Here is a 17,870-nt window from a genome sequence, read left to right on the forward strand (position 1 = left end):
GCCTCCTCCTCCTGCAATACCAGGCATTGTGCTCTCCATCGAGGGGCTAATAATTTGAACCGGGCTCCTGGCCCCATCAATCCGGCAACCCAGCTGCTCCTAATCGCTCGACATACAAAGACCCCTGGGGCTCCTTGAACGGACAACGGCGCGCATAGTCCGATACCCTGAAGCCGGGCAGGATGTTCTTATGGTGCAACGACACCTGCCGTGCTTCCTCCACGCGACCGACAGCGACGAGGCTTGCGGCGAGGACGCGCGCGGCGTTTCCAAAACGCGGGCTGAGGGTCAAAGACTTCTTCGACCAGCGAATGGCATCGTCAAACGTTCCGTTCAGATAATGATTTTGGCCGAGCAGGCAGAAATTGAAAAAGGCCTGTTGGCCAAGTGGTGAAAGCCGGATGGCGCGCTCCGCACGGGCGATTCCGGTTGAAGCATCGCCGATGAACCCGGGGGTCCCGCTCCCGAACACCCATGCCCACGAATTGCTGGGGGATATGGCAAGAGCCCGCTCACACAGGTCCAATCCGCTGTCGTAGTCACGAAAGAACATGCTCTTGCCGTGCCCCTGTATCGCGAGCGCGAGAGCATTTTGCGGGTCTCTTTCGATGGCACAATTGGACAGCCGGATCACGTCGGCCGAATCCGCATCGAAATCCGACGACCACCCCTCCGCGATCTTGAAATTGTGCCACTTCGCAGCGAACGCGTACGGCGCCGCGTATTCGGGGTCTTCCTCGCTGGCTTTCTCGAGCAGCCCTTTGGCGCGCGAGAAGCTCGCGAAATCGAATTTGTAGAGCAGCTCAAGCGCCCGCAGGAGATAGTCATACGCATTGAGGCTCTTCGGCGGCTTTCGCAGCGCCCGCTTGATCTCTGCGCGACGCACATAGGCGGCGATCTTCTCAACGACACCAATGGCGATCTCGTCCTGGACTTCGAAAACGTCCGCAAGGTCCGTGTCGTATTTCTCGGCCCACACCACGGAGCCAGTCGCAACATCGACCAGCTCGACCGAAAACCGGAATCGCTTGCCCGATCGGCGAACGTGACCGCTGACGTAGTAGCGAACGCCAAGCTTCTCGCCGATTTCGACGGGATCGATCTCGCGCTGACGAAACGGCATCGTCGACCCGCGAGACACCACCAGGAGCTCCTGAATATTACTCAGGCTGACAATGATGTCTTCGACGAAGCCTTCGGCAAAATAGCTGTCGTCGACCTCCGAAGAGCTGTTCGCAAATGGAAGAACGGCGATCGAGGGCAGTTTGGTTCGTCTCGAGGATTTGGTGGAGGCGCCGATCACCGTGCGGCGGTCCACTCCCGGCGAGAGCAGGAGAAAGGCATGAACCGGCCGCGACAGGTTCTTGAGATGAAGCTCACCCAGGTCGTCAAACTTGAATTCGCTCAGATCGGCGACTACTCGCAAAAGGGCCGACGACACCACAACGCCGCCCGCGGGAGCGACAGATTGCAAGCGTGCTGCGATATTGACGCCATGGCCGTAGACATCGTTCAGATCAAAGATCACAGGCTCCCAATGGACGCCGATGCGAAAGGCTATGCGGCGCTCGGGAGGTTGCAAGGTTTCAAGCCCGGTGACTTCACGCTGCAACTCGGAGGCACAGCGAAGGGCATCGAGCGGGCTCTCGAACACCGCGACGAAGCCGTCGCCGGTGTTCTTCACAATCTCGCCTCGTCGACCGATCAAAGCAGGATCGATGACGCTCACGCGAAGAGCCCGATAGCGACTATGCGTCTCGACCTCAGCAGCTTCCATAAGTCTGGTATAGCTGACGACGTCCGCCACGAGGACGGCGCGGAAAGGTCTTTCGAATTCGAGGATCTTACCTACTTGGGAATTAAAGTCCTGTTCGGCAGCACCAACCAACCTCGCACCACTGTCGTTGGCGGTGTTCGGCGACGACGGGGGGTCGCTCGTAGGCTCCGACTTCATTGATCCCTCAGCGGCGAATAAAGCCTCTTGCCGAGCAGAGTCTCGTCGTTGAACCAGTCTGCAACACGCTAAACGCAATTCGGTTGAGGCGCTACCAAAATCACCCGAATGGCTCGGAGCGGCAGCGCCACAACAAGTCGCGGCGGAGAGTAAAAGGGCTTCTTCGGATTACCTCATCTTGGCGATCAGCGGCTCGCGCTGGAATAAGGCGCCCGATCAACGCACTCTACCTTTCGAATTCCTTTTGAATTCCTTATGAATTCCTTCTGAATTTCGACAGCATTCGCGAATTCCCACTTGCACCGGCCCCCGAAGTGGAAGCCCTCGCGCCGGGCGCGATGGCAAAAGGTCGCGCCGACCGCCTCAACCACCAATACACTTTGCTGCAGCTATGCAACTGTTTTGCCCTCAGGCGCGTCGACGCCGTCTGTAGATAGCGAAAGTCGCGGGAAGGCCGAAGCGCACCGATGAGGCGACAGGCTCATGCGCGAGGCGTCTCGATGGCGCCACACTTAAATCGGGACGCTGATATGCGGCATGCCTTGCATCGCGCCTCCGATGTTGACGCGAGCTGGTGCGGGTTTAAGTACGACAACAAATCTTGCAGGGGTGGCGACGTTCGCTGGGCTGGTTCCCGTTGACGCCACCAATGCAGGACACATGACGACCTCGCCTCACGCGACCTCGCCCCGCGCCTCAGCGCCGCCTCACCTCGCCATCGTCCTGTTCTCGCTCGCGATGGGTGGTTTTGCGATCGGAACCACCGAATTCGCATCGATGAGCTTGCTGCCGTTCTTCGCCGCCGACCTCGGGATCGACGAGCCGACCGCGGGGCACGCGATCAGTGCCTACGCGCTCGGCGTAGTGCTGGGCGCGCCGCTGATCGCCGTGCTTGGCGCGCGGTTCGCCCGGCGCACCCAGTTGCTGGCCCTGATGGCCGTGTTCGCGCTCGGCAACGCGCTCACCGCGCTCGCGCCGGGCTTCGGCTGGATGATCGCGGCTCGATTTCTGTCGGGATTGCCGCATGGCGCCTATTTCGGCATCGCCGCGCTGGTCGCGGCATCGCTCGTTCCGCAACATCGCCGTTCGCAGGCGATCGGCCAGGTGATGCTCGGCCTGACCTCTGCCACGATCATCGGCGTGCCCCTGGCCAATCTGATCGGCCAGGCGGTCGGCTGGCGCGCGAGTTTTGGCTTCGTGTCGGTGCTGGCGTTGATCACGGTCGTGCTGTGCGCGCTGTTCGCGCCGCGCGACCAGGCCGGCAGGTCCGATCCGCTGCGCGAGCTCGGGGCGCTCAGAAGCGGCCGCGTCTGGATCACGCTGGCGATCGGCGCCATCGGCTTTGGCGGCATGTTCGCCGTCTATACATATCTCGCGACGACGCTGATCGAGGTCACCAAGGTCAGCACCGCGGTCATCCCGTTCTTCCTCGCCGTGTTCGGCATCGGCGCCACGCTCGGCAATCTGTTCGTGCCGCGCTTTGCCGACCGCGCCTTGATGCCGACGGCGGGCGTCATCCTGCTGTTTGCTGCAGTCGCGCTCCTGGTGTTTCCGCTCGCCGCGGGCAATCCCTGGCTGCTCGCGGCCGACGTCTTCGCGATCGGCGCCAGCGTCTCGCTCGGCGCCGTCCTGCAGACGCGGCTCATGGACGTCGCGGGAGACGCACAAGCGCTCGCTGCTGCGCTCAATCATTCGGCGTTCAACACCGCCAACGCGCTCGGCCCGTTCCTGGGTGGCCTTGCCATTCGCGAGGGGCTGGGCTGGACCTCCACCGGTCCCGTCGGAGCCGCGCTCGCGCTTCTTGGCTTCCTGATCTGGATCGTCGCCGCGCGCGAGGCCCGAGCCGCGCCAGTCGAGGACGCCTCGAGCGACGCTGCCTTGCTGAAGGACGCTCCCGCGCGGCCGGCGCCACCGCTGGCGCCGGATGACCGAAGCCGTTCGGATGCCGTCAGGGATCCGGTGGCTTAGCGGCAGCTCAGCTTTGCCAGGGTGTGTTGCGGATGCGCGTACACACGTTCGGCTTGTGGAAGCTGGGATCGTGATCCTGGATATAGTCGAAATTGACGGTCCCGAATGTCGTCTGCGGCTTCTTCAGCGCTGAGCAGGTCTGCACCTTCAGAAACTCGTTCTTGAAATCGCCGCGCGGGAACGCAGCGATCACCTGATCGCGCTGCTCCGGCGTGTACTCGTCATATCCAACGGCCCCGACGTCCACCACAACTCCTGCCCTCGTGAGGGCGATTTCCGGTCTCATATATTCCGGAATACCGGGTGTGGTGTGCAGCGCAATCGCCTCCCAGACCAGATCGGCCTGCGGCTCGGCGATGCCGCGTGCCCGGAGAAAGTCCCGCGCGGCGTCGGCACCGTCGACCTCAAATCGCTTTGTTTCGGTGTGGTAGTGATCGACCAGGCCGAGGTCGTGAAACAGCGCCGCGACATAAAGCAACTCGGAATCGAATTTCAGCTTCTGACGCAGCCCCTTCATCGCGCCGAACACGTAGACTCGAACCGAATGGTTGAACAGCATCTCGTCTTCGTAGCTGCGCACCAGCTCGGCGGCCTCGCGCGCCAGCTTGCTGTCGGGAATTTTCACGCCGGAAATCACGCTCGTCATTTTCTAACTCCTGCCTTGCATTGACGTCGGCCGATGCCGTTCGTGGCCCGTCAGGCTGTCTTCTCGACGGCGGCCTGCGGCGTCTTACGGAAGCTGATCGCCATACGATTATACGTGTTCATCAGGCCGATCGCGATGGTGAGATCGACGAGCTCGGGCTCCTCGAAGACCCCGCGCGCGGCTTCATAGGCCTGATCCGGCACGCCGGTATCCGCGACGCGGGTCACCGTTTCGGCCCATGCGAGGGCGGCGCGCTCGCGCGCCTCGAACAGATTGCCGGCTTCCTCCCACGCCTGCAGCAGAGCGAGCTTTTCGATCTTCACCCCGCTCTTGAGCAGATCGCGCATATGCATGTCGAGGCAGTAGGCGCAGTTGTTGATCTGGGATACGCGCAGATAGACGAGGTTGATCAGCGCCGCCGGAAGATTGCTCTGCATGATGTAGCCGTAGACACCGCCCAAGGCTTTCACACCCGCCGGCGCGATCCGGTCGTAGTCGAGACGCTTGGTCATTGTCCTGCTCCTTGATGATCGATGCCCAGCCCGTGTCTCTGCCATAACTGCCCCTGCCCTGGTCCACAGAAAAGGACCAAGAATGCACGAAAATCGTGTACCAAGGGGCATGACCAAACCGCTGCGGCTGGAACTGGATCGATCTGCGAAGACGCCGCTGGCCGAGCAGATCCATGGGGGCATCAGGGCCGCCATCGAGAACGGCGTGCTCGCACCCGGAGCGCGCCTACCCTCCTGGCAGGACCTGGCAGCCCAGCTTGGCGTCGCGCGGGGCACCGTGCGCGCGGCCTATGAAAAGCTGTCCTCTGCCCAACTGATCGTCGCGTCACGCGCGACCGGCACGCATGTCGCGGATCGGCCGTCGTTTCCCGTCCGGAAGGACAAGGCCCCGGCCCCCGGCTCGTTCATGGAGATGTACCAGGAGCTCACGGCGGGGCCGGCGATCTTCCAGATGGGCGTGCCCGCGCAAGAGACTTTTCCTGCGACGCTGCTCGCAAGGATGCGCGCGCAGGCGGTTCGCGCCGAAATGAGCGCGCCGGCGATCTATCCGGATCCGCGCGGCGAGCTCGACTTGCGACGCGAGATCGCAGCCTACCTTGCGCTGGCGCGCGGCATCGCGTGCGCGCCGTCGCAGATCGTCATCACCAGCGGTTTCAGCGGCGGCCTCGGATTGGCGCTCCGTGTCCTCGGCCTCGAGCCAAAGACGAAGGTCTGGGTGGAGAATCCGGGCTTTCCCTTCACGCGGCACGGTCTCGCGCTTGCAAGACTGTCGATCGCGCCGATCCCGGTCGACGCTGACGGCATCGATGTCGATTACGGCCTGAAACATGCTCCCGACGCGGCGCTGGTTGTCGTGACGCCCGGACAGCAGGCGCCACTCGGATCCACATTGTCGCTGACGAGGCGTTCGCGCCTGCTCGACTGGGCCACCCGACGCAAGGCGTGGGTGATCGAGGATGACTATCTCAGCGAGCTTCAGCTCAAGGGCCGGGCCACGCCGGCGCTCGCCTCGCTCGATCGCGCGGGCCGCGTCATCCACATCGGCTCTTTCAGCAAGACCGTGACCCCTGCCCTGCGGCTCGGCTTTGTCGTTGCACCGGCCGCCCTGGCGTCGCGATTTGCCGAGGCCGCGGCTTGCCTCGCACCGGCGCCCGGGCCCGCGGTGCAGCTCGCGACCGCCGATTTCATGCGCGAGGGCCATTATCTGCGGCATCTCCGGCGCACGAAGCGGGTCTACGCCGCGCAAGGCGATGCATTGCTGAACCAGCTTCGGACACGCACCGCCAACGTTGCGCTTGCCGGATTGGCAACGGTCCTGCGGCTGCCGGATGGAGCGCCCGATCTCGCCATCGCCAGGGAAGCAGCATCGTTCGGACTGGCGCCTACTCCGCTGTCGCTGTGGTATGCGTCCACGGCTTCGGCGCGCCCCGGTCTGTTGCTGGGTATCGCCACATCGCCGCAAAAGCGGATCGAGGCGTCCTGCGACAGGCTCTTCGAAATCATCGATCGTCTGACGTGACGAACGCTGTATTTCGAGAAAGCACGATGTGCCGCCCGGCGCAATAAACGCGGCCCGGCATGCCACCGAAAGTTGTAGGCGCGCCGATCATCATATAACGTCGGCGCCTATCTTCACCGCGCGTGGCCCAGTCGTTACATGCTTGCCCGTATTTTGTTTCTCGTGGCCATGCTGCTTCCATGCGCGCCGCATGCCGAGGAAACGCCTGCCGAAAATGCCGGATTTGCGCGCAGGCTGACGATCTATCTTGCCAAGGGGGCACCGGACGCGTGCGGGCCGGGCTGCGACCGCTGGATCGCGATAGAGGGCGAGATTGATGGGGACGCCAGCCAGCGCATTCGCCGCTTCCTGGCCGGCGTCAAGGACACCCAGCGTCCGATCTACCTTCATTCGCCCGGCGGGAACGTGGAGCAGTCCTACGTCATCGGCCGGCTGCTGCGCAGTCGCAAGGCGGTTGCGCGGGTCGGCCGGACGATCGCGACGGCGTGCGCCGCCGGCACACAGGTGGACGCCGCATGCCTGAAGACCAAGGCCGCCGGCGGAGAGGTCGAGGCGGAGCTCACGACCTATCATGCGATGTGCAACTCGGCCTGCGGTTACCTGTTTCTCGGGGCGACATCACGCGAGGTCGCTCCCAACGCCGCTTTGGCGGTCCATAACTCCAGGCTGGTCCTCGTCTTTCACGGGCATCCGGCGCCGCAGGCGGTCGCGGAATACAGACAGCGCCGGATCGCGAACGCCGACCGCGACCGCGCCGCGTTCATCGCGGCGATGGGGATCAGCCGCGAGCTCGACAATCTCATCCGGACCGTGAAGTTCGAAAACCTGCATATGCTGACGCGAGCCGAGCTCTATCGTTTCGGAATCGACACCCGGCCGTTTGCCGAAGGGATGTGGAGGCTGGAGAAGGCAACGCGGCCGTTCATCAGCAAGATCGCGGTGATGAAGAAGGAGAGCGGCTCTTCGTTCGGGACGATGGAATGGCGCATGTTTTGCGAAACCAGGAATCGCGTGCCGCTGCTGTTCGCCGGCGAGATCGACGAGGCGAGCGTCGGCAAAAGCACGATCATGATGACGGCGGACGCCGACAAGGACCAGGAGGCCGGAGGGTTTCCGGTGCGGGCCGCAAAGTACGAGATGTGGAGCGGCAGCATCGCCCCTGACATGGTCAAGGCGATCATGGCGTCCCGCGCCCTCCATGTCCGGCGGACCACGCCGATGCCGGACGAAAAGGTGGATGTCGCGAAATTCGACATCGACCTGACGGGCCTGGCGTCGCTGCGGACTCAGCTTGCGGCGGCGTGCTCGTCGGTCGCGGCCAAGCCGAACGGTCCCTGGCCAGCGAGCCCTGGGCCAGCAATTCCGCTGCCGAACGTCACCGCGCCGCCCTCGGCCGTGCCGTCGCCGTAAGTGCAGGAGCGCCCGATCCTTGTTGGGCGCGCACCGGCAACGTCCTGCCGTTCATCCCTCCGGCACCCCGGCCATGCGCATGCCCTCGTACACATGCTCGCGCCCGGCGAGATAAGCCGGATGGTCGCTCGTCACGCGGGCCCGGTAGCGGCGGAGAGTGAAGGTCGGATTGAGCACAAGGCCCGCCTGTGCGGCGGCCCGCGCCTCGTCCGGTGAGCCGAGCAGCGACAGCGCAGCGGCGAGATAGTAATGCGGGAGGGGATGATTTCGGTTGGCCTCGATGCTCCGGCGCAGCCAGGCAACCGCTTCCACGTCGGCGCCGAGAAACAATTTGGCGAGACCGACAAACATGAACCACCGGTAGGCGTTGGTATCGCGAGGAGAGAGGCGAAGCGCCTCGCCGATATGGGCCTCGGTCTCGCCACTGCGACCGAGAAAAAACTTGGCGAGACCGATGAAGGCATGAGCGTCGGCCAAATTGTGATCCAGCGCCAGCGCCCGCTCGCATTCAGCGATGGCTCGGGCCGGGTTGGTAAATGATTGGACGAAGCCGAAGACGCTATGAGCCCGGGCATGGTTTGGCGCAAGGGACAGAGCCCTAGTTGAGGCTGCCTCGGCCGCCGCAAAGCGCGCTTTCCAGTCGTCGGTGACAAGATTGGCCCCAATCGCCGCCTCAACTCGCGCCCAGCCGACCAGCGCCTCGATACTGTCGGGATCGAGTGCCAGGGCGCGGTCGAAAAAGGCCTGCGCTTGCGTCATGTATCGCGGGGTCGTCCCATTGTTCTCGTAAGCCCAGCCCTGGAAATACAGGTCCATTGCATCGGGATGGGTTGAACGTTCCGCTCGCCGCGCTTCAACCTGAATGAGCTGGGCATTTAGCGTGTTTGCGAGCCGCGATACGATCTCGTCCTGCATGTCGAACAGGTCGGCGACGGGTTTCTCGAACCTCTCGGCCCATAGGTGATTGCCGGTTTCGGCATCGATCAGCTGAACATTCACCCGAAGCCGATTGCCGCCTCGTTGCACGGAACCTTCGAGCACATAGCGGACGTTCAACTCGCGTCCGACTTGCTTTACATCGACGGCTTTGCCTTTGAAGGTGAAAGCGGTGTTACGCGCGATCACGAATGAGCCACTGATGCGCGAAAGGTCCGTGGTCAGGCTGTCGGTCACGCCATCAACGAAATAGTCCTGCTCGGGATCGCCTCCGAAGTTCGCGAACGGCAGTACGACGATGGAAAGGCGTGGCGCAGGAATCGACATCGCAACTGTCGCGGCATCGGACCGATCTGGATCAGCGGTACCCTGAAACTGTTCACCAGAATCGGCTGTGGGCACCGCGTCTGCGGGCCTCTGCACTTCCTGCACCGTTCCAATGAAACGGAAGCCCTTGCGCTGCAGGGTTTTGATGAGACGCTGTTTTTCACCGGAATCGCCAATCACACTCCGAGCGACGTTCAGCCGCGTCGTCAGTGCCGCATCGGACACGACACGGCCGTTCCAGATGGTCTTGATGAGGTCGTCCTTGCTCACGACCCGTTCCCTGTTGCGAATCAGGTAGTCGAGCAGGTCGAACACCTGCGGCGCAACCGAGACCACGTGCGCCCCGCGGTAAAGCTCGCGAAGGTCGGTGTCGAATGCGTACTCGTCGAAGAGATACCGCAAGCTGGCAATTCCCTGGGTGGCTTTCCCCCGTCGGTCTCTCGCGCCGGTTGCAGCGCAAGAATAAGCCGGCGGTGAAGAGAATGTAAGCAGAATGTCAAGAGCGCCCGCCCATGGCCTGCTACCATCCTCGGGACGGCACAATTTGCTCAGGAAGCAATCCATGAGCACGACCAACGGCTTGCCGTACCGCGCAGCAGTGCCCCGAGCAGCGGCTCAGGATTCAACGTAGGGCCGTCCGCTTCAAGGGCCGCCAGCAACGCCACGACGCGCGTCCTCGGAATACAAACATGATGGAGACCGTGATGGCATTGAAGATCACGCGCCGCGCCTTCATCGCAACCGGCGCAGCCACCATCGCTTTGTCGTATCATGATAGCGGGTGGACGCAGACCTGGCCCTCCCGGCCGATCAAGATTGTTTGCGCCTATCCCGCCGGCGGACTTGCGGACACCCTCGCGCGCGTCTACGGCGAATACCTCTCCCAGAAGCTCGGCCAGCCGGTGATAGTTGAGAATAAGGCGGGTGCCAGCGGTTCGATCGCTGCAGCAGCCGTGAAGCAATCGCCACCGGACGGTTACACGTTACTCCTCGCCATCACCGCAACTCTGGTGCAAAGCCGCGTGCTATTTAAGACTTTGCCATACGACGCCGACAGGGACTTCGCGCTCATTTCCAGCATGTCGGCAGGATATCTGCCATTGGTCGCCTATAAGGCGACCAATGCCACCAATTTAAAGGAGTTCGTGGAATACGCCCGCAGGAACGTGACCAACGTCGGGACCTTCGGCGCAGGCTCCTACCCTCATATCGTCGTTGCAGAGCTCAACAAGCAGTACGGGCTGCAGATGAAAGCCGTGCACTACCGCGGCGAAGCGCCGATGTGGCAGGACCTCGCGGCCGGCGTGCTCCAGGCGGCGATGGGGAGCTACGCCAATGCCGTCAACGCGCTGGAATCCGGAGTTGGGAGGGCAATCGCCGTGCAGACGAGGACGCGGAGCAGAAAGCTTCCCGACGTTCCCACATTTTTCGAGCAGGGTGCCGAGTCCGAGCTCTTTGCTATGACTGGTTACGTCTTTGTCGCCGGTCCCATCGGCATGCCGCAGGACATCGTGGAGCGTGTTTCCGGCCTGATGGTGGAGGCAGGCAAGACCGACAAGATACAGAAGCTGCTCGACGCGTACGGCATCGATGAGTCCGCTCAAGGACATATCGCGTTCAGAAGGCTGTACGACAGCGAAACGCCTCCCTTGGTGGCTGCCGTGAAGGCATTGGGGCTGACGCCTGAATAGCGTGCGGGTGCCGGCGCCCGTCCGCCTTGCAGATCGCCGTGGGCCACAAACGGATCTGTGCGCCACCGGCCGAATGGATGAACCCGTCACCTCAGGAGAACTCAGGGAACAAGCACCGCTGGCATTGGTCCTGTCGGCAGCGGTACAAACTGATTCTGCTGCCCACGAGCCATCGCCAGGATTGCCAATGCAATTGCGACGATCGCCAAGAGTCTGGCCATCAATCAAATCCGCTGAGTATCTTGTTGGTACGTACGAGATGATCTTGGCTTTGCGCTCCTTTGAAAAGGCATTCGTTCGACAGCGACTGGGATCGACCAATCACAATCAATACATGCATGCTGAAGAAACCAGCACCGTGAACATGTCGACGTCGAACTCGTTCTCCAGGCTAAGCCCGAACCGCTCCAGCCATTTATCCTGAGCCAGGTAGGCCAACTTCTCTCGCGCCTGTGGGCAATCAAATTTGAGCCTTCCAACATTCTGAAGGTGATGGACCATTTCGTGTACCAGGACCGATTGGTCGGTCGGCGAAGTGCCGCCCCAATCATCAGGAAGCAGGATCGTTCTCGTCTCGTTGTCGTAAAGTGCGACAACCTCGCGCTGAGGTAGTTGTCCATCGCTTTCCATGAATCCTTGCGAAGAGTTACGGTCCCTTGCGCGCAACCTCGCAAGCTCCATCTTCGACGCAAATTCAACGACGGGACGCTGTTTGATGGCCGGCAAGCCGAAATTCGATGAGAGCCAAGTCACAATGTCGTCCAACAGGGCTTCCGCAAGTTGAGCTGCATCAGAATGCAACGAAACCGAACGCGAATCGGCGGACGCGCTGCGCTCCAAAGCATATTCGCAATGGGCTTTAGTGGATGTGGCTAACGTCAGGGAGGCTATCGCCGCGACCAAGAGGAATTGCTTGAACATGACCCTCTCCTCAGAGGCTGTTCGAAATAGACACTCTTCAAACAATCAGTCGGCAGTTGAATGGCTGGAACATAGCATTCGCCTGCCGGCGTCGTTGTGAACCCATTCACACCCAAAGAACTCACAACGCCGCCGGTCACCAGGACACCGGCCGGCCGTCCAGCAGACGACGGAACCACGTCGCTAGTGCTTGGTAGCGAACATGAGCGCCGGGGCAAACCGTTCAGAAGACCTTGCTGCCTTGGCATCCCGAACTGCAGCAATCGAGGCCGTGCGCGGCTGCTGGAATTCGGCGGACGAGCCTAGTTCGTCTTGACGAACTTGTACGTCCCCTTCTTGTGGCCAATGACCTGACTGATGCCATCGAAGTTGCTCTTGAGAGGGTCGATGGTGACGACGAGCGCGGCCTGGAGACCTTCGAATTTGCCGGTCCCACCCGTTATGTTGCAATTGTTGGGGGAGGCGGGCATCCAGTCGCATTGCTCGAACAACTGGTCGCCGTCCTTGTCGACGTAAGTACAGAACCCGTGAATTTCGGCGGTCTTCGCCGACGGATCCGTCAGGCGGCTGAGCTGACAACGTCCACCCATGTTGTTGAGTACAGGATTTCCCGCCTCGTTTGAGGCTGCCATGGCCTGGTTCATGACAACAAATTCTTTGCCGCCACCGATCGCCATCGGCTTGAGGGCAGGAATCGGCGTCGCGGTGAATATGACCGAGACGGGGCCCTCCGGCGGCATGCTCTGAGCCTGGACACTCGTCGTTGCCAGAACCGATGCGACTGAAAGCAATGCGACGCTTGCGTGCAAAATGGCCATCGTTGACTCCCTTTGAGGTGGCGCAGAGAACGATTGCGGGCGGAGAAGGCTATGCCTTGAGTTATTTTGCGGCCTGCTGCGGCTGGGGCGGCGGTGGTTTGGGGACCGACGTGAGCATGCGAATCTTCCATTGCCCGTCCTCACGAACATCGAGAGCGGTCCAAACAACGGTGAAGTCTATGGGAGCGCCTGTCTCGCTGTTGCCGGTAACGCGAGATTCGCCGGTGACCAGAGCCATGCTTTCTGACAATGACTGAACCTCGGTCGTCTTGACCTCGAGGCGACTAACTCCCGCCTTGAAAGCGTTCTCATAGTATCTGGCATTGTCCACGACGCCGTCTTCCGTCACACGCATATAGTTCTTGGTGTAAAGCGAAGTAATCCCGGCAGCGTCCTTGTTGCTGAAGTACTGCTCGTATGCTGAACCTATCTTTCCAAGTTCTTCCTTGAGATTTTGATCTGACGCAGTCGCAGGAATTGCCGATAGTAGCAGCGAGATACATACAGCTCCGAATCCGCGCATGATGTCACTCCCTACTGTTGACGCCGCTCCAGACGAGACTTGAGACGAGTCTTGCCTCCATCCCCGTGAACTCCCGACGCCGCTGCATTTGAGCCGGCAGCCTCGTTGTTCTCCATGGACAGGAAGTCTCCCTTGATCTGACGCAAGGAATTTTCTCCGCAGTCAGCGCTGCTCGAAACTTGGTTGTTCGTCTTCATGGTGGCAGCAGAGCGGCCGCGATTCCGCCGCTAAGGTCAGGCGGCCGCACGAAAAGAAAACGGGAGGTCGCCGGTATTTCAGCGTCATCTCGGCCGTACTGGCCGATCAGGATCAATCCGGCTCCGCCATTTGCCACGTTGAGAACCACGGGCTCTCCGCTCCACGTCTTGATCGGCTGCATTCCCACGATGAGGAATTCGCCCATGGGCTGATCAAGATATTGAAGGCGCAATTGCGGACCGACCTCCGCTGCAGCAAGTTCAAAGCCGAGTTGTCGGGCCCGCGCGTAAATGACGGCCAGAGGCACGCTATCGGTCTTGAAGCCGAGCTGGACCGCGGATACCGCCAAAAGCTCCACGTCCATCTTGCTAGAACTGACGGCAAATGCCGGTCGAGCGAGAACTTCCGCGGCCAACCCGCCGATATTGCAACCCACGGCATCCAATGCATTGCGCAACGCGAAGGAGTTGCCAAAAGTGCCGACCGCAATCGTCTTCCAAGTCGGAACGTCGCGGGCGGACCCGATGAGTTTTTGCGGCAAATCAACTGCACGAACTTTGCCGAGTTTCAGTTGATTCTGTAACACGTCGCGCGCCGAGCATTGTCCCCACGCCCTGGGCGCGAACTGAAACAAGGAAGCGGCACAGAGCAATGCAACCATCAAGCAATGGCTGCCCCACCTCGCGTTCAGATGGTGATGTGGTGCGGCACGATCCGCGTGGCTTGTCAGAATGCACATGTCGAAGATCGACTTGCTGCAAAGTTCAACTGAAAAAAGCCCGCCTCCGAGTCAATGGGAAGAACGGAGGCCAATGAAAAACATCGTCCGACCGCACTCAAAAGGGGGGCCGGAGGCGGGACACGATTGGCTCAACTATTCCAACTTCAAATGAACGGGCGGCGGTCCGTAAGCCCGATCGCCCGCCGCATCAAACCGAAACGGAATGACGTGCTCAAACGTAGCACCACGAGTCCCTCGGTACAATCAGCAACTCCGCCCACCAGCGTGCATTGCGATCACTCGATCGCGCTTCGCCGCGAACACCACTCTGAGGCCGCAGACGTTTGTCATAGGTCACAAGCCGCGACTGTTCGCCGCAAGCTCATCGGCGACAATCGCCCGATCGCGCCGTCGCGCGTCCGTCGGCCGCGCCCTCGCCCGCATCGCCACTCCGTATTTCACCGGGCAACGTGACGATCCCTGTGCCTATCACAATCGGCAGCGCGAAGACGCCGGAGTATTCATCGAGCTATTCTCGGCAGATGGGCTCACATCGTCAGCGTCCGACCTCAAGACGATGAATCATCGGATGAAGGGCTGCTCCATTTCGAGCACACGAGGTTGCAATCCAATGACGATCCGGCGCTGAAGCTCGTCATCTAAACGCCGGTCTCGGGCGTCGGCTCACGATCGCCTGGCGTCAGCTTTTGAGGGCCAAGCGGAGCGCAGCGATCCGTCAGAGCAACGCCGCTCGTGACCCGTCGGCGGACGTCCCTTGATCTAGATCAACCAGAACGCGGCGCTTCGCCGCTTAGCTGGCTCATCCTCCTTTGCCTGAGTTGGAGGGAATAGGAAAACACCCGCAGTGGCGGCACTACATCGCCCCACTCGGCCAATGCAGCGAATTTCTGGAGAACCCTTATGCAAAAGCATCTGTTGTCGCTTGCTGCGATCCTGTCGGGCTTGAGTCTCATCGTGTCGACATCGACCCCGAGCGCCGCTCAATCGATTTCTGCGGAAGAGGCACAAGCGATCGCTGCGGAGGCCTATGTTTACTTCTATCCGCTCGTGACGATGGACCTGACGCGCAAGCAGCTCATCAATTCCGATCCCAAAACTGCGGCAATAGGCGGTCCTCCGAACACGTTCGACAATATCCAGGCCTACCCGACCGCAGACATGAAGGCGGTGGTGCGGCCCAATTTCGACACGCTGTATTCGAGCGCCTGGCTCGACCTGACCCGCGAACCCATGGTCGTTTCGGTTCCCGATACCGGTGGCCGCTACTACCTGCTGCCGATGCTCGACATGTGGACCGATGTGTTCGCGTCGCCGGGATGGCGTACGACAGGCACCAAGGCAGCGAATTTCCTGGTCGTGCCGCCGGGCTGGAACGGAAACGTGCCGGCGGGCCTCGCACGTATCGACGCGCCGACGCCTTATGTCTGGATCATCGGCCGCACCAAGACCGATGGTCCTGCCGACTATGCTCCGGTTCACGAGGTGCAGAAGGGGTACAAGATCACACCGCTATCTGGGTGGGGTAAGCCCCCGGTCGCAGTGACACAGACCATCGATCCCAACGTTGACGTCAAGACGCCGCCGAAGCTGCAAGTCGACACGATGGCAGGCGATAAGTTTTTTGCCTATGCGGCGGAGCTATCCAAAGTCCACCCGCCACACATCACAGATGAGCCGATCATCGCGCGCATGGCGCGGATAGGTCTCGAACCGGGCAAGAACTTCGATATGACCAAAGCCGATGCCACGGTACGGAAAGCTATCGAGGATGCGCCGGCTCAGGCGCAAAAACTGATGGCATGGAAAATCCCAACGCTGGCGCGCGTCGCAAATCACTGGTCCATGAACACGGACACGATGGGCGTTTACGGGAACTACTACTTGAAGCGCGCGATCGTCGCGCAGCTCGGACTCGGCGCTAATCTGCCGGAGGACGCGATCTACCCGAACAGTGTTGGCGATGAAAACGGCAAGCCGCTCGACGGCGCAAACAAATACATCGTCCGCTTTGCCAAGGACGCGGTGCCGCCGGTCGAGGCATTCTGGTCAATCACCCTGTATGACGATGAAGGCTTCCAGGTTGCCAATCCACTCAATCGCTTTGCGGTGAGCAGCTGGATGCCGTTCAAGCGCGACGCCGACGGATCGCTCACGCTCTACGTCCAGAATGACAATCCGGGCGGCGATCGCGAAGCCAACTGGCTGCCCGCGCCCAAAAGCCCGTTCAACCTCACCATGCGTCTTTATGCGCCAAAGTCGGAGGCATTGACCGGCGTGTGGAATCCACCCGCCATCAAGCGGGTCGATAGTGAAACCGTTGGCCGGCAGCAATGACAATGCCAAGGGAGCCCGGCTGGGCAAGGCACGCGCGGCGCATTTAAAGCGCCCGAGAAGGGGCAGAGTTGATTCCGCTCGCGAAGCCTGAACCAGGATCACGCCGCCGAAGACGAACCTTCATCGAGATCGAACGGGAGGTTCGCTCCTCAAACGTCGCTCGATACATGCCTCTTGGACAGTTTACACAGCTATGGAGGTAGCCCATGCCGATCGTTCAATTTACTCGCTTCAAAACCGACAAGGTCGAGGAAACGGTCCAGATCATCCGGCAGGCGAAGAAAATCTTTGAAAAACACGGTGCCGAGTTTCTTCGGCTCTCCCGTTTCCACACCGGTCACTGGGCAGGAGAGTTGCTGGTTACGACGCGCTACTCCAATTGGGAAGTCTACGGCAAGGTGCAGGAGGCCGTGGCAAAGGACCCGGAGTTCGCGCAGCTGCAGGCTGATGGAATGAAGATTGCCGAACTGCAGGGCCGCAACATCGCCGTCAGCATCGATCTCTAGTCGGGGCGCCGCCCCGCAAACCACAATAAGCGCGGAGGCCGCCGGACATATGCCGGTGGCCTTCCCGATCTGATGACTGCGTTCTACGCCCCGACCGGCGTATAGATCACGAGCTTCAGCGCGGGATCGTCGTTGGCCTGAAAACTCGTGTGCTCGAAATGCAGCACGCCCAGAGTTGGATGAGACATCGTCTTGAGGCCCGAGGCGGTGCTGCGGATCTCGTGGGCTTCCCACCATTTGACGAATTCCGGGCTGCCCTGCCGCAGCCGCGTCAGCAATTCCGCAAAGGCGGGATCGCCGGCCCAGACGTCGTGGGTGGCGCGAAACATGGCGACCATACGCTTGGCGACCTCCGCCCAGCCCGCGCCGTAAGCCTTGCGCGTCTGCTTGTTGGTCATCATCAGGAGCATCGTGTTGCGATCCTCCTCCGGCAACCGGCCGAACGCAAAAACCTGCTCGGCGGCTTCGTTCCAGGCCAGCACGTCCCAGCGCCGCCCGGTGATATAGGCCGGATGCGGCAGGCTCTCGATCAGCCGCAGGATCGGCGGCGGCACGATCTCGCGCGTGAACGCCCGCTTGTCGCCGTCGCGCGCCAGCGCCTTGAGATGCGCATGCTCGGTCTTGCTCAGCCGCAGCGCACGGGCGAGCGCATCGACGGTGGTGACCGACGGGCTGACGGTGCGGCCCTGCTCGAGGCGGATGTACCAGTCGACACCGATGCCGGCGAGCTGGGCGACCTCCTCGCGGCGCAGGCCCGCGGTGCGCCGGCGGCTGCCCGCGGGAAGACCGACCGTCTTCGGCGTCAGCTTTTCGCGGCGGGACCGCAGGAAGTCGCCGAATTCGATGCGGCGCGGGTCGGCCATGA

Annotated in this window: 15 protein-coding genes; 6 read left to right on the top strand and 9 right to left on the bottom strand. The window is 61.5% G+C overall.

Going from position 1 to position 17,870, the window contains the following annotated elements; all coding sequences use genetic code 11:
* Nucleotides 1-76 precede the first annotated feature (76 nt).
* On the bottom strand, nucleotides 77-1,954 hold the full coding sequence (locus IVB46_RS07840) for an adenylate/guanylate cyclase domain-containing protein (protein WP_247305057.1): 1,878 nt from the start codon (nucleotides 1,952-1,954) through the stop codon (nucleotides 77-79).
* Between the two features lie 660 nt (nucleotides 1,955-2,614).
* Between IVB46_RS07840 and IVB46_RS07845 the strand changes: the two genes are divergently transcribed.
* Complete coding sequence (locus IVB46_RS07845; protein WP_247305054.1) at nucleotides 2,615-3,922, top strand: MFS transporter; 1,308 nt, start codon at nucleotides 2,615-2,617, stop codon at nucleotides 3,920-3,922.
* 7 nt (nucleotides 3,923-3,929) lie between these two features.
* Here IVB46_RS07845 and IVB46_RS07850 read toward each other — a convergent pair whose 3' ends face one another.
* Both IVB46_RS07850 and IVB46_RS07855 read right to left on the bottom strand, forming a co-directional pair.
* Entirely contained in the window at nucleotides 3,930-4,568 is a 639-nt protein-coding gene (locus IVB46_RS07850; protein WP_166341989.1) for an HD domain-containing protein, read from the bottom strand.
* Between the two features lie 50 nt (nucleotides 4,569-4,618).
* Nucleotides 4,619-5,080: a carboxymuconolactone decarboxylase family protein gene (locus tag IVB46_RS07855; RefSeq protein WP_247305051.1), complete on the bottom strand. Its 462-nt coding sequence runs from the start codon at nucleotides 5,078-5,080 to the stop codon at nucleotides 4,619-4,621.
* 109 nt (nucleotides 5,081-5,189) lie between these two features.
* Here IVB46_RS07855 and IVB46_RS07860 point away from each other — a divergent pair, with 109 nt between their 5' ends.
* Nucleotides 5,190-6,599 (top strand): PLP-dependent aminotransferase family protein, encoded by a 1,410-nt coding sequence (locus IVB46_RS07860; protein WP_247305048.1) that lies wholly within the window; start codon nucleotides 5,190-5,192, stop codon nucleotides 6,597-6,599.
* Nucleotides 6,600-6,737: 138 nt separating this feature from the next.
* Nucleotides 6,738-8,009: a hypothetical protein gene (locus tag IVB46_RS07865; RefSeq protein WP_247342423.1), complete on the top strand. Its 1,272-nt coding sequence runs from the start codon at nucleotides 6,738-6,740 to the stop codon at nucleotides 8,007-8,009.
* Nucleotides 8,010-8,060: 51 nt separating this feature from the next.
* On the opposite strand, the gene IVB46_RS07870 is transcribed toward IVB46_RS07865, so the two are convergent.
* Nucleotides 8,061-9,674: a winged helix-turn-helix domain-containing protein gene (locus IVB46_RS07870; protein ID WP_247305042.1), complete on the bottom strand. Its 1,614-nt coding sequence runs from the start codon at nucleotides 9,672-9,674 to the stop codon at nucleotides 8,061-8,063.
* A 287-nt stretch (nucleotides 9,675-9,961) separates the two neighbouring features.
* On the opposite strand from IVB46_RS07870, the gene IVB46_RS07875 reads away from it, so the two are divergent.
* On the top strand, nucleotides 9,962-10,963 hold the full coding sequence (locus IVB46_RS07875) for a tripartite tricarboxylate transporter substrate binding protein (RefSeq protein WP_247305040.1): 1,002 nt from the start codon (nucleotides 9,962-9,964) through the stop codon (nucleotides 10,961-10,963).
* Between the two features lie 327 nt (nucleotides 10,964-11,290).
* Here the strand turns inward: IVB46_RS07875 and IVB46_RS07880 are convergent, their stop codons facing one another.
* The 4 genes from IVB46_RS07880 to IVB46_RS07895 all read right to left on the bottom strand — a co-directional run bounded on the left by IVB46_RS07880 (nucleotide 11,291) and on the right by IVB46_RS07895 (nucleotide 14,084).
* Nucleotides 11,291-11,884 carry a DUF6647 family protein gene (locus IVB46_RS07880; protein ID WP_247305036.1) on the bottom strand — a complete coding sequence of 198 codons (594 nt, stop codon included), beginning with the start codon at nucleotides 11,882-11,884 and terminating at the stop codon, nucleotides 11,291-11,293.
* 302 nt (nucleotides 11,885-12,186) lie between these two features.
* A complete protein-coding gene (locus IVB46_RS07885; RefSeq protein WP_247305033.1) occupies nucleotides 12,187-12,702 on the bottom strand; it encodes a hypothetical protein in 516 nt (171 codons plus the stop codon).
* Nucleotides 12,703-12,763: 61 nt separating this feature from the next.
* The gene (locus IVB46_RS07890; protein ID WP_247305030.1) at nucleotides 12,764-13,225 is read right to left on the bottom strand and encodes a nuclear transport factor 2 family protein; all 462 of its coding nucleotides are present in this window, start codon (nucleotides 13,223-13,225) and stop codon (nucleotides 12,764-12,766) included.
* A 193-nt stretch (nucleotides 13,226-13,418) separates the two neighbouring features.
* Nucleotides 13,419-14,084 (bottom strand): hypothetical protein, encoded by a 666-nt coding sequence (locus tag IVB46_RS07895; protein WP_247342427.1) that lies wholly within the window; start codon nucleotides 14,082-14,084, stop codon nucleotides 13,419-13,421.
* A 981-nt stretch (nucleotides 14,085-15,065) separates the two neighbouring features.
* On the opposite strand from IVB46_RS07895, the gene IVB46_RS07900 reads away from it, so the two are divergent.
* Together IVB46_RS07900 and IVB46_RS07905 are read left to right on the top strand one after the other, a co-directional pair.
* The gene (locus IVB46_RS07900; RefSeq protein ID WP_247342431.1) at nucleotides 15,066-16,499 is read left to right on the top strand and encodes a DUF1254 domain-containing protein; all 1,434 of its coding nucleotides are present in this window, start codon (nucleotides 15,066-15,068) and stop codon (nucleotides 16,497-16,499) included.
* A 206-nt stretch (nucleotides 16,500-16,705) separates the two neighbouring features.
* Nucleotides 16,706-17,005, top strand: a complete 300-nt coding sequence (locus tag IVB46_RS07905) for a hypothetical protein (protein WP_063983013.1) — start codon at nucleotides 16,706-16,708, stop codon at nucleotides 17,003-17,005.
* An 83-nt stretch (nucleotides 17,006-17,088) separates the two neighbouring features.
* Here the strand turns inward: IVB46_RS07905 and IVB46_RS07910 are convergent, their stop codons facing one another.
* Nucleotides 17,089-17,868 (bottom strand): helix-turn-helix transcriptional regulator, encoded by a 780-nt coding sequence (locus IVB46_RS07910; RefSeq protein WP_085400303.1) that lies wholly within the window; start codon nucleotides 17,866-17,868, stop codon nucleotides 17,089-17,091.
* Nucleotides 17,869-17,870: the final 2 nt, after the last annotated feature.

The sequence above is a fragment of the Bradyrhizobium sp. 61 genome, from assembly GCF_023073075.1.
GTDB classification, from domain to species: Bacteria; Pseudomonadota; Alphaproteobacteria; order Rhizobiales; family Xanthobacteraceae; genus Bradyrhizobium; species Bradyrhizobium barranii.

What these genes read in the sequence shown, in the direction of transcription:
- IVB46_RS07840 (WP_247305057.1), bottom strand. Translation starts at nt 1,954, where the DNA reads ATGAAGTCGGAGCCTACGAGCGACCCCCCGTCGTCGCCGAACACCGCC.
- IVB46_RS07845 (WP_247305054.1), top strand. Translation starts at nt 2,615, where the DNA reads ATGACGACCTCGCCTCACGCGACCTCGCCCCGCGCCTCAGCGCCGCCT.
- IVB46_RS07850 (WP_166341989.1), bottom strand. Translation starts at nt 4,568, where the DNA reads ATGACGAGCGTGATTTCCGGCGTGAAAATTCCCGACAGCAAGCTGGCG.
- IVB46_RS07855 (WP_247305051.1), bottom strand. Translation starts at nt 5,080, where the DNA reads ATGACCAAGCGTCTCGACTACGACCGGATCGCGCCGGCGGGTGTGAAA.
- IVB46_RS07860 (WP_247305048.1), top strand. Translation starts at nt 5,190, where the DNA reads ATGACCAAACCGCTGCGGCTGGAACTGGATCGATCTGCGAAGACGCCG.
- IVB46_RS07865 (WP_247342423.1), top strand. Translation starts at nt 6,738, where the DNA reads ATGCTTGCCCGTATTTTGTTTCTCGTGGCCATGCTGCTTCCATGCGCG.
- IVB46_RS07875 (WP_247305040.1), top strand. Translation starts at nt 9,962, where the DNA reads ATGATGGAGACCGTGATGGCATTGAAGATCACGCGCCGCGCCTTCATC.
- IVB46_RS07880 (WP_247305036.1), bottom strand. Translation starts at nt 11,884, where the DNA reads ATGTTCAAGCAATTCCTCTTGGTCGCGGCGATAGCCTCCCTGACGTTA.
- IVB46_RS07885 (WP_247305033.1), bottom strand. Translation starts at nt 12,702, where the DNA reads ATGGCCATTTTGCACGCAAGCGTCGCATTGCTTTCAGTCGCATCGGTT.
- IVB46_RS07890 (WP_247305030.1), bottom strand. Translation starts at nt 13,225, where the DNA reads ATGCGCGGATTCGGAGCTGTATGTATCTCGCTGCTACTATCGGCAATT.
- IVB46_RS07895 (WP_247342427.1), bottom strand. Translation starts at nt 14,084, where the DNA reads ATGGTTGCATTGCTCTGTGCCGCTTCCTTGTTTCAGTTCGCGCCCAGG.
- IVB46_RS07900 (WP_247342431.1), top strand. Translation starts at nt 15,066, where the DNA reads ATGCAAAAGCATCTGTTGTCGCTTGCTGCGATCCTGTCGGGCTTGAGT.
- IVB46_RS07905 (WP_063983013.1), top strand. Translation starts at nt 16,706, where the DNA reads ATGCCGATCGTTCAATTTACTCGCTTCAAAACCGACAAGGTCGAGGAA.
- IVB46_RS07910 (WP_085400303.1), bottom strand. Translation starts at nt 17,868, where the DNA reads ATGGCCGACCCGCGCCGCATCGAATTCGGCGACTTCCTGCGGTCCCGC.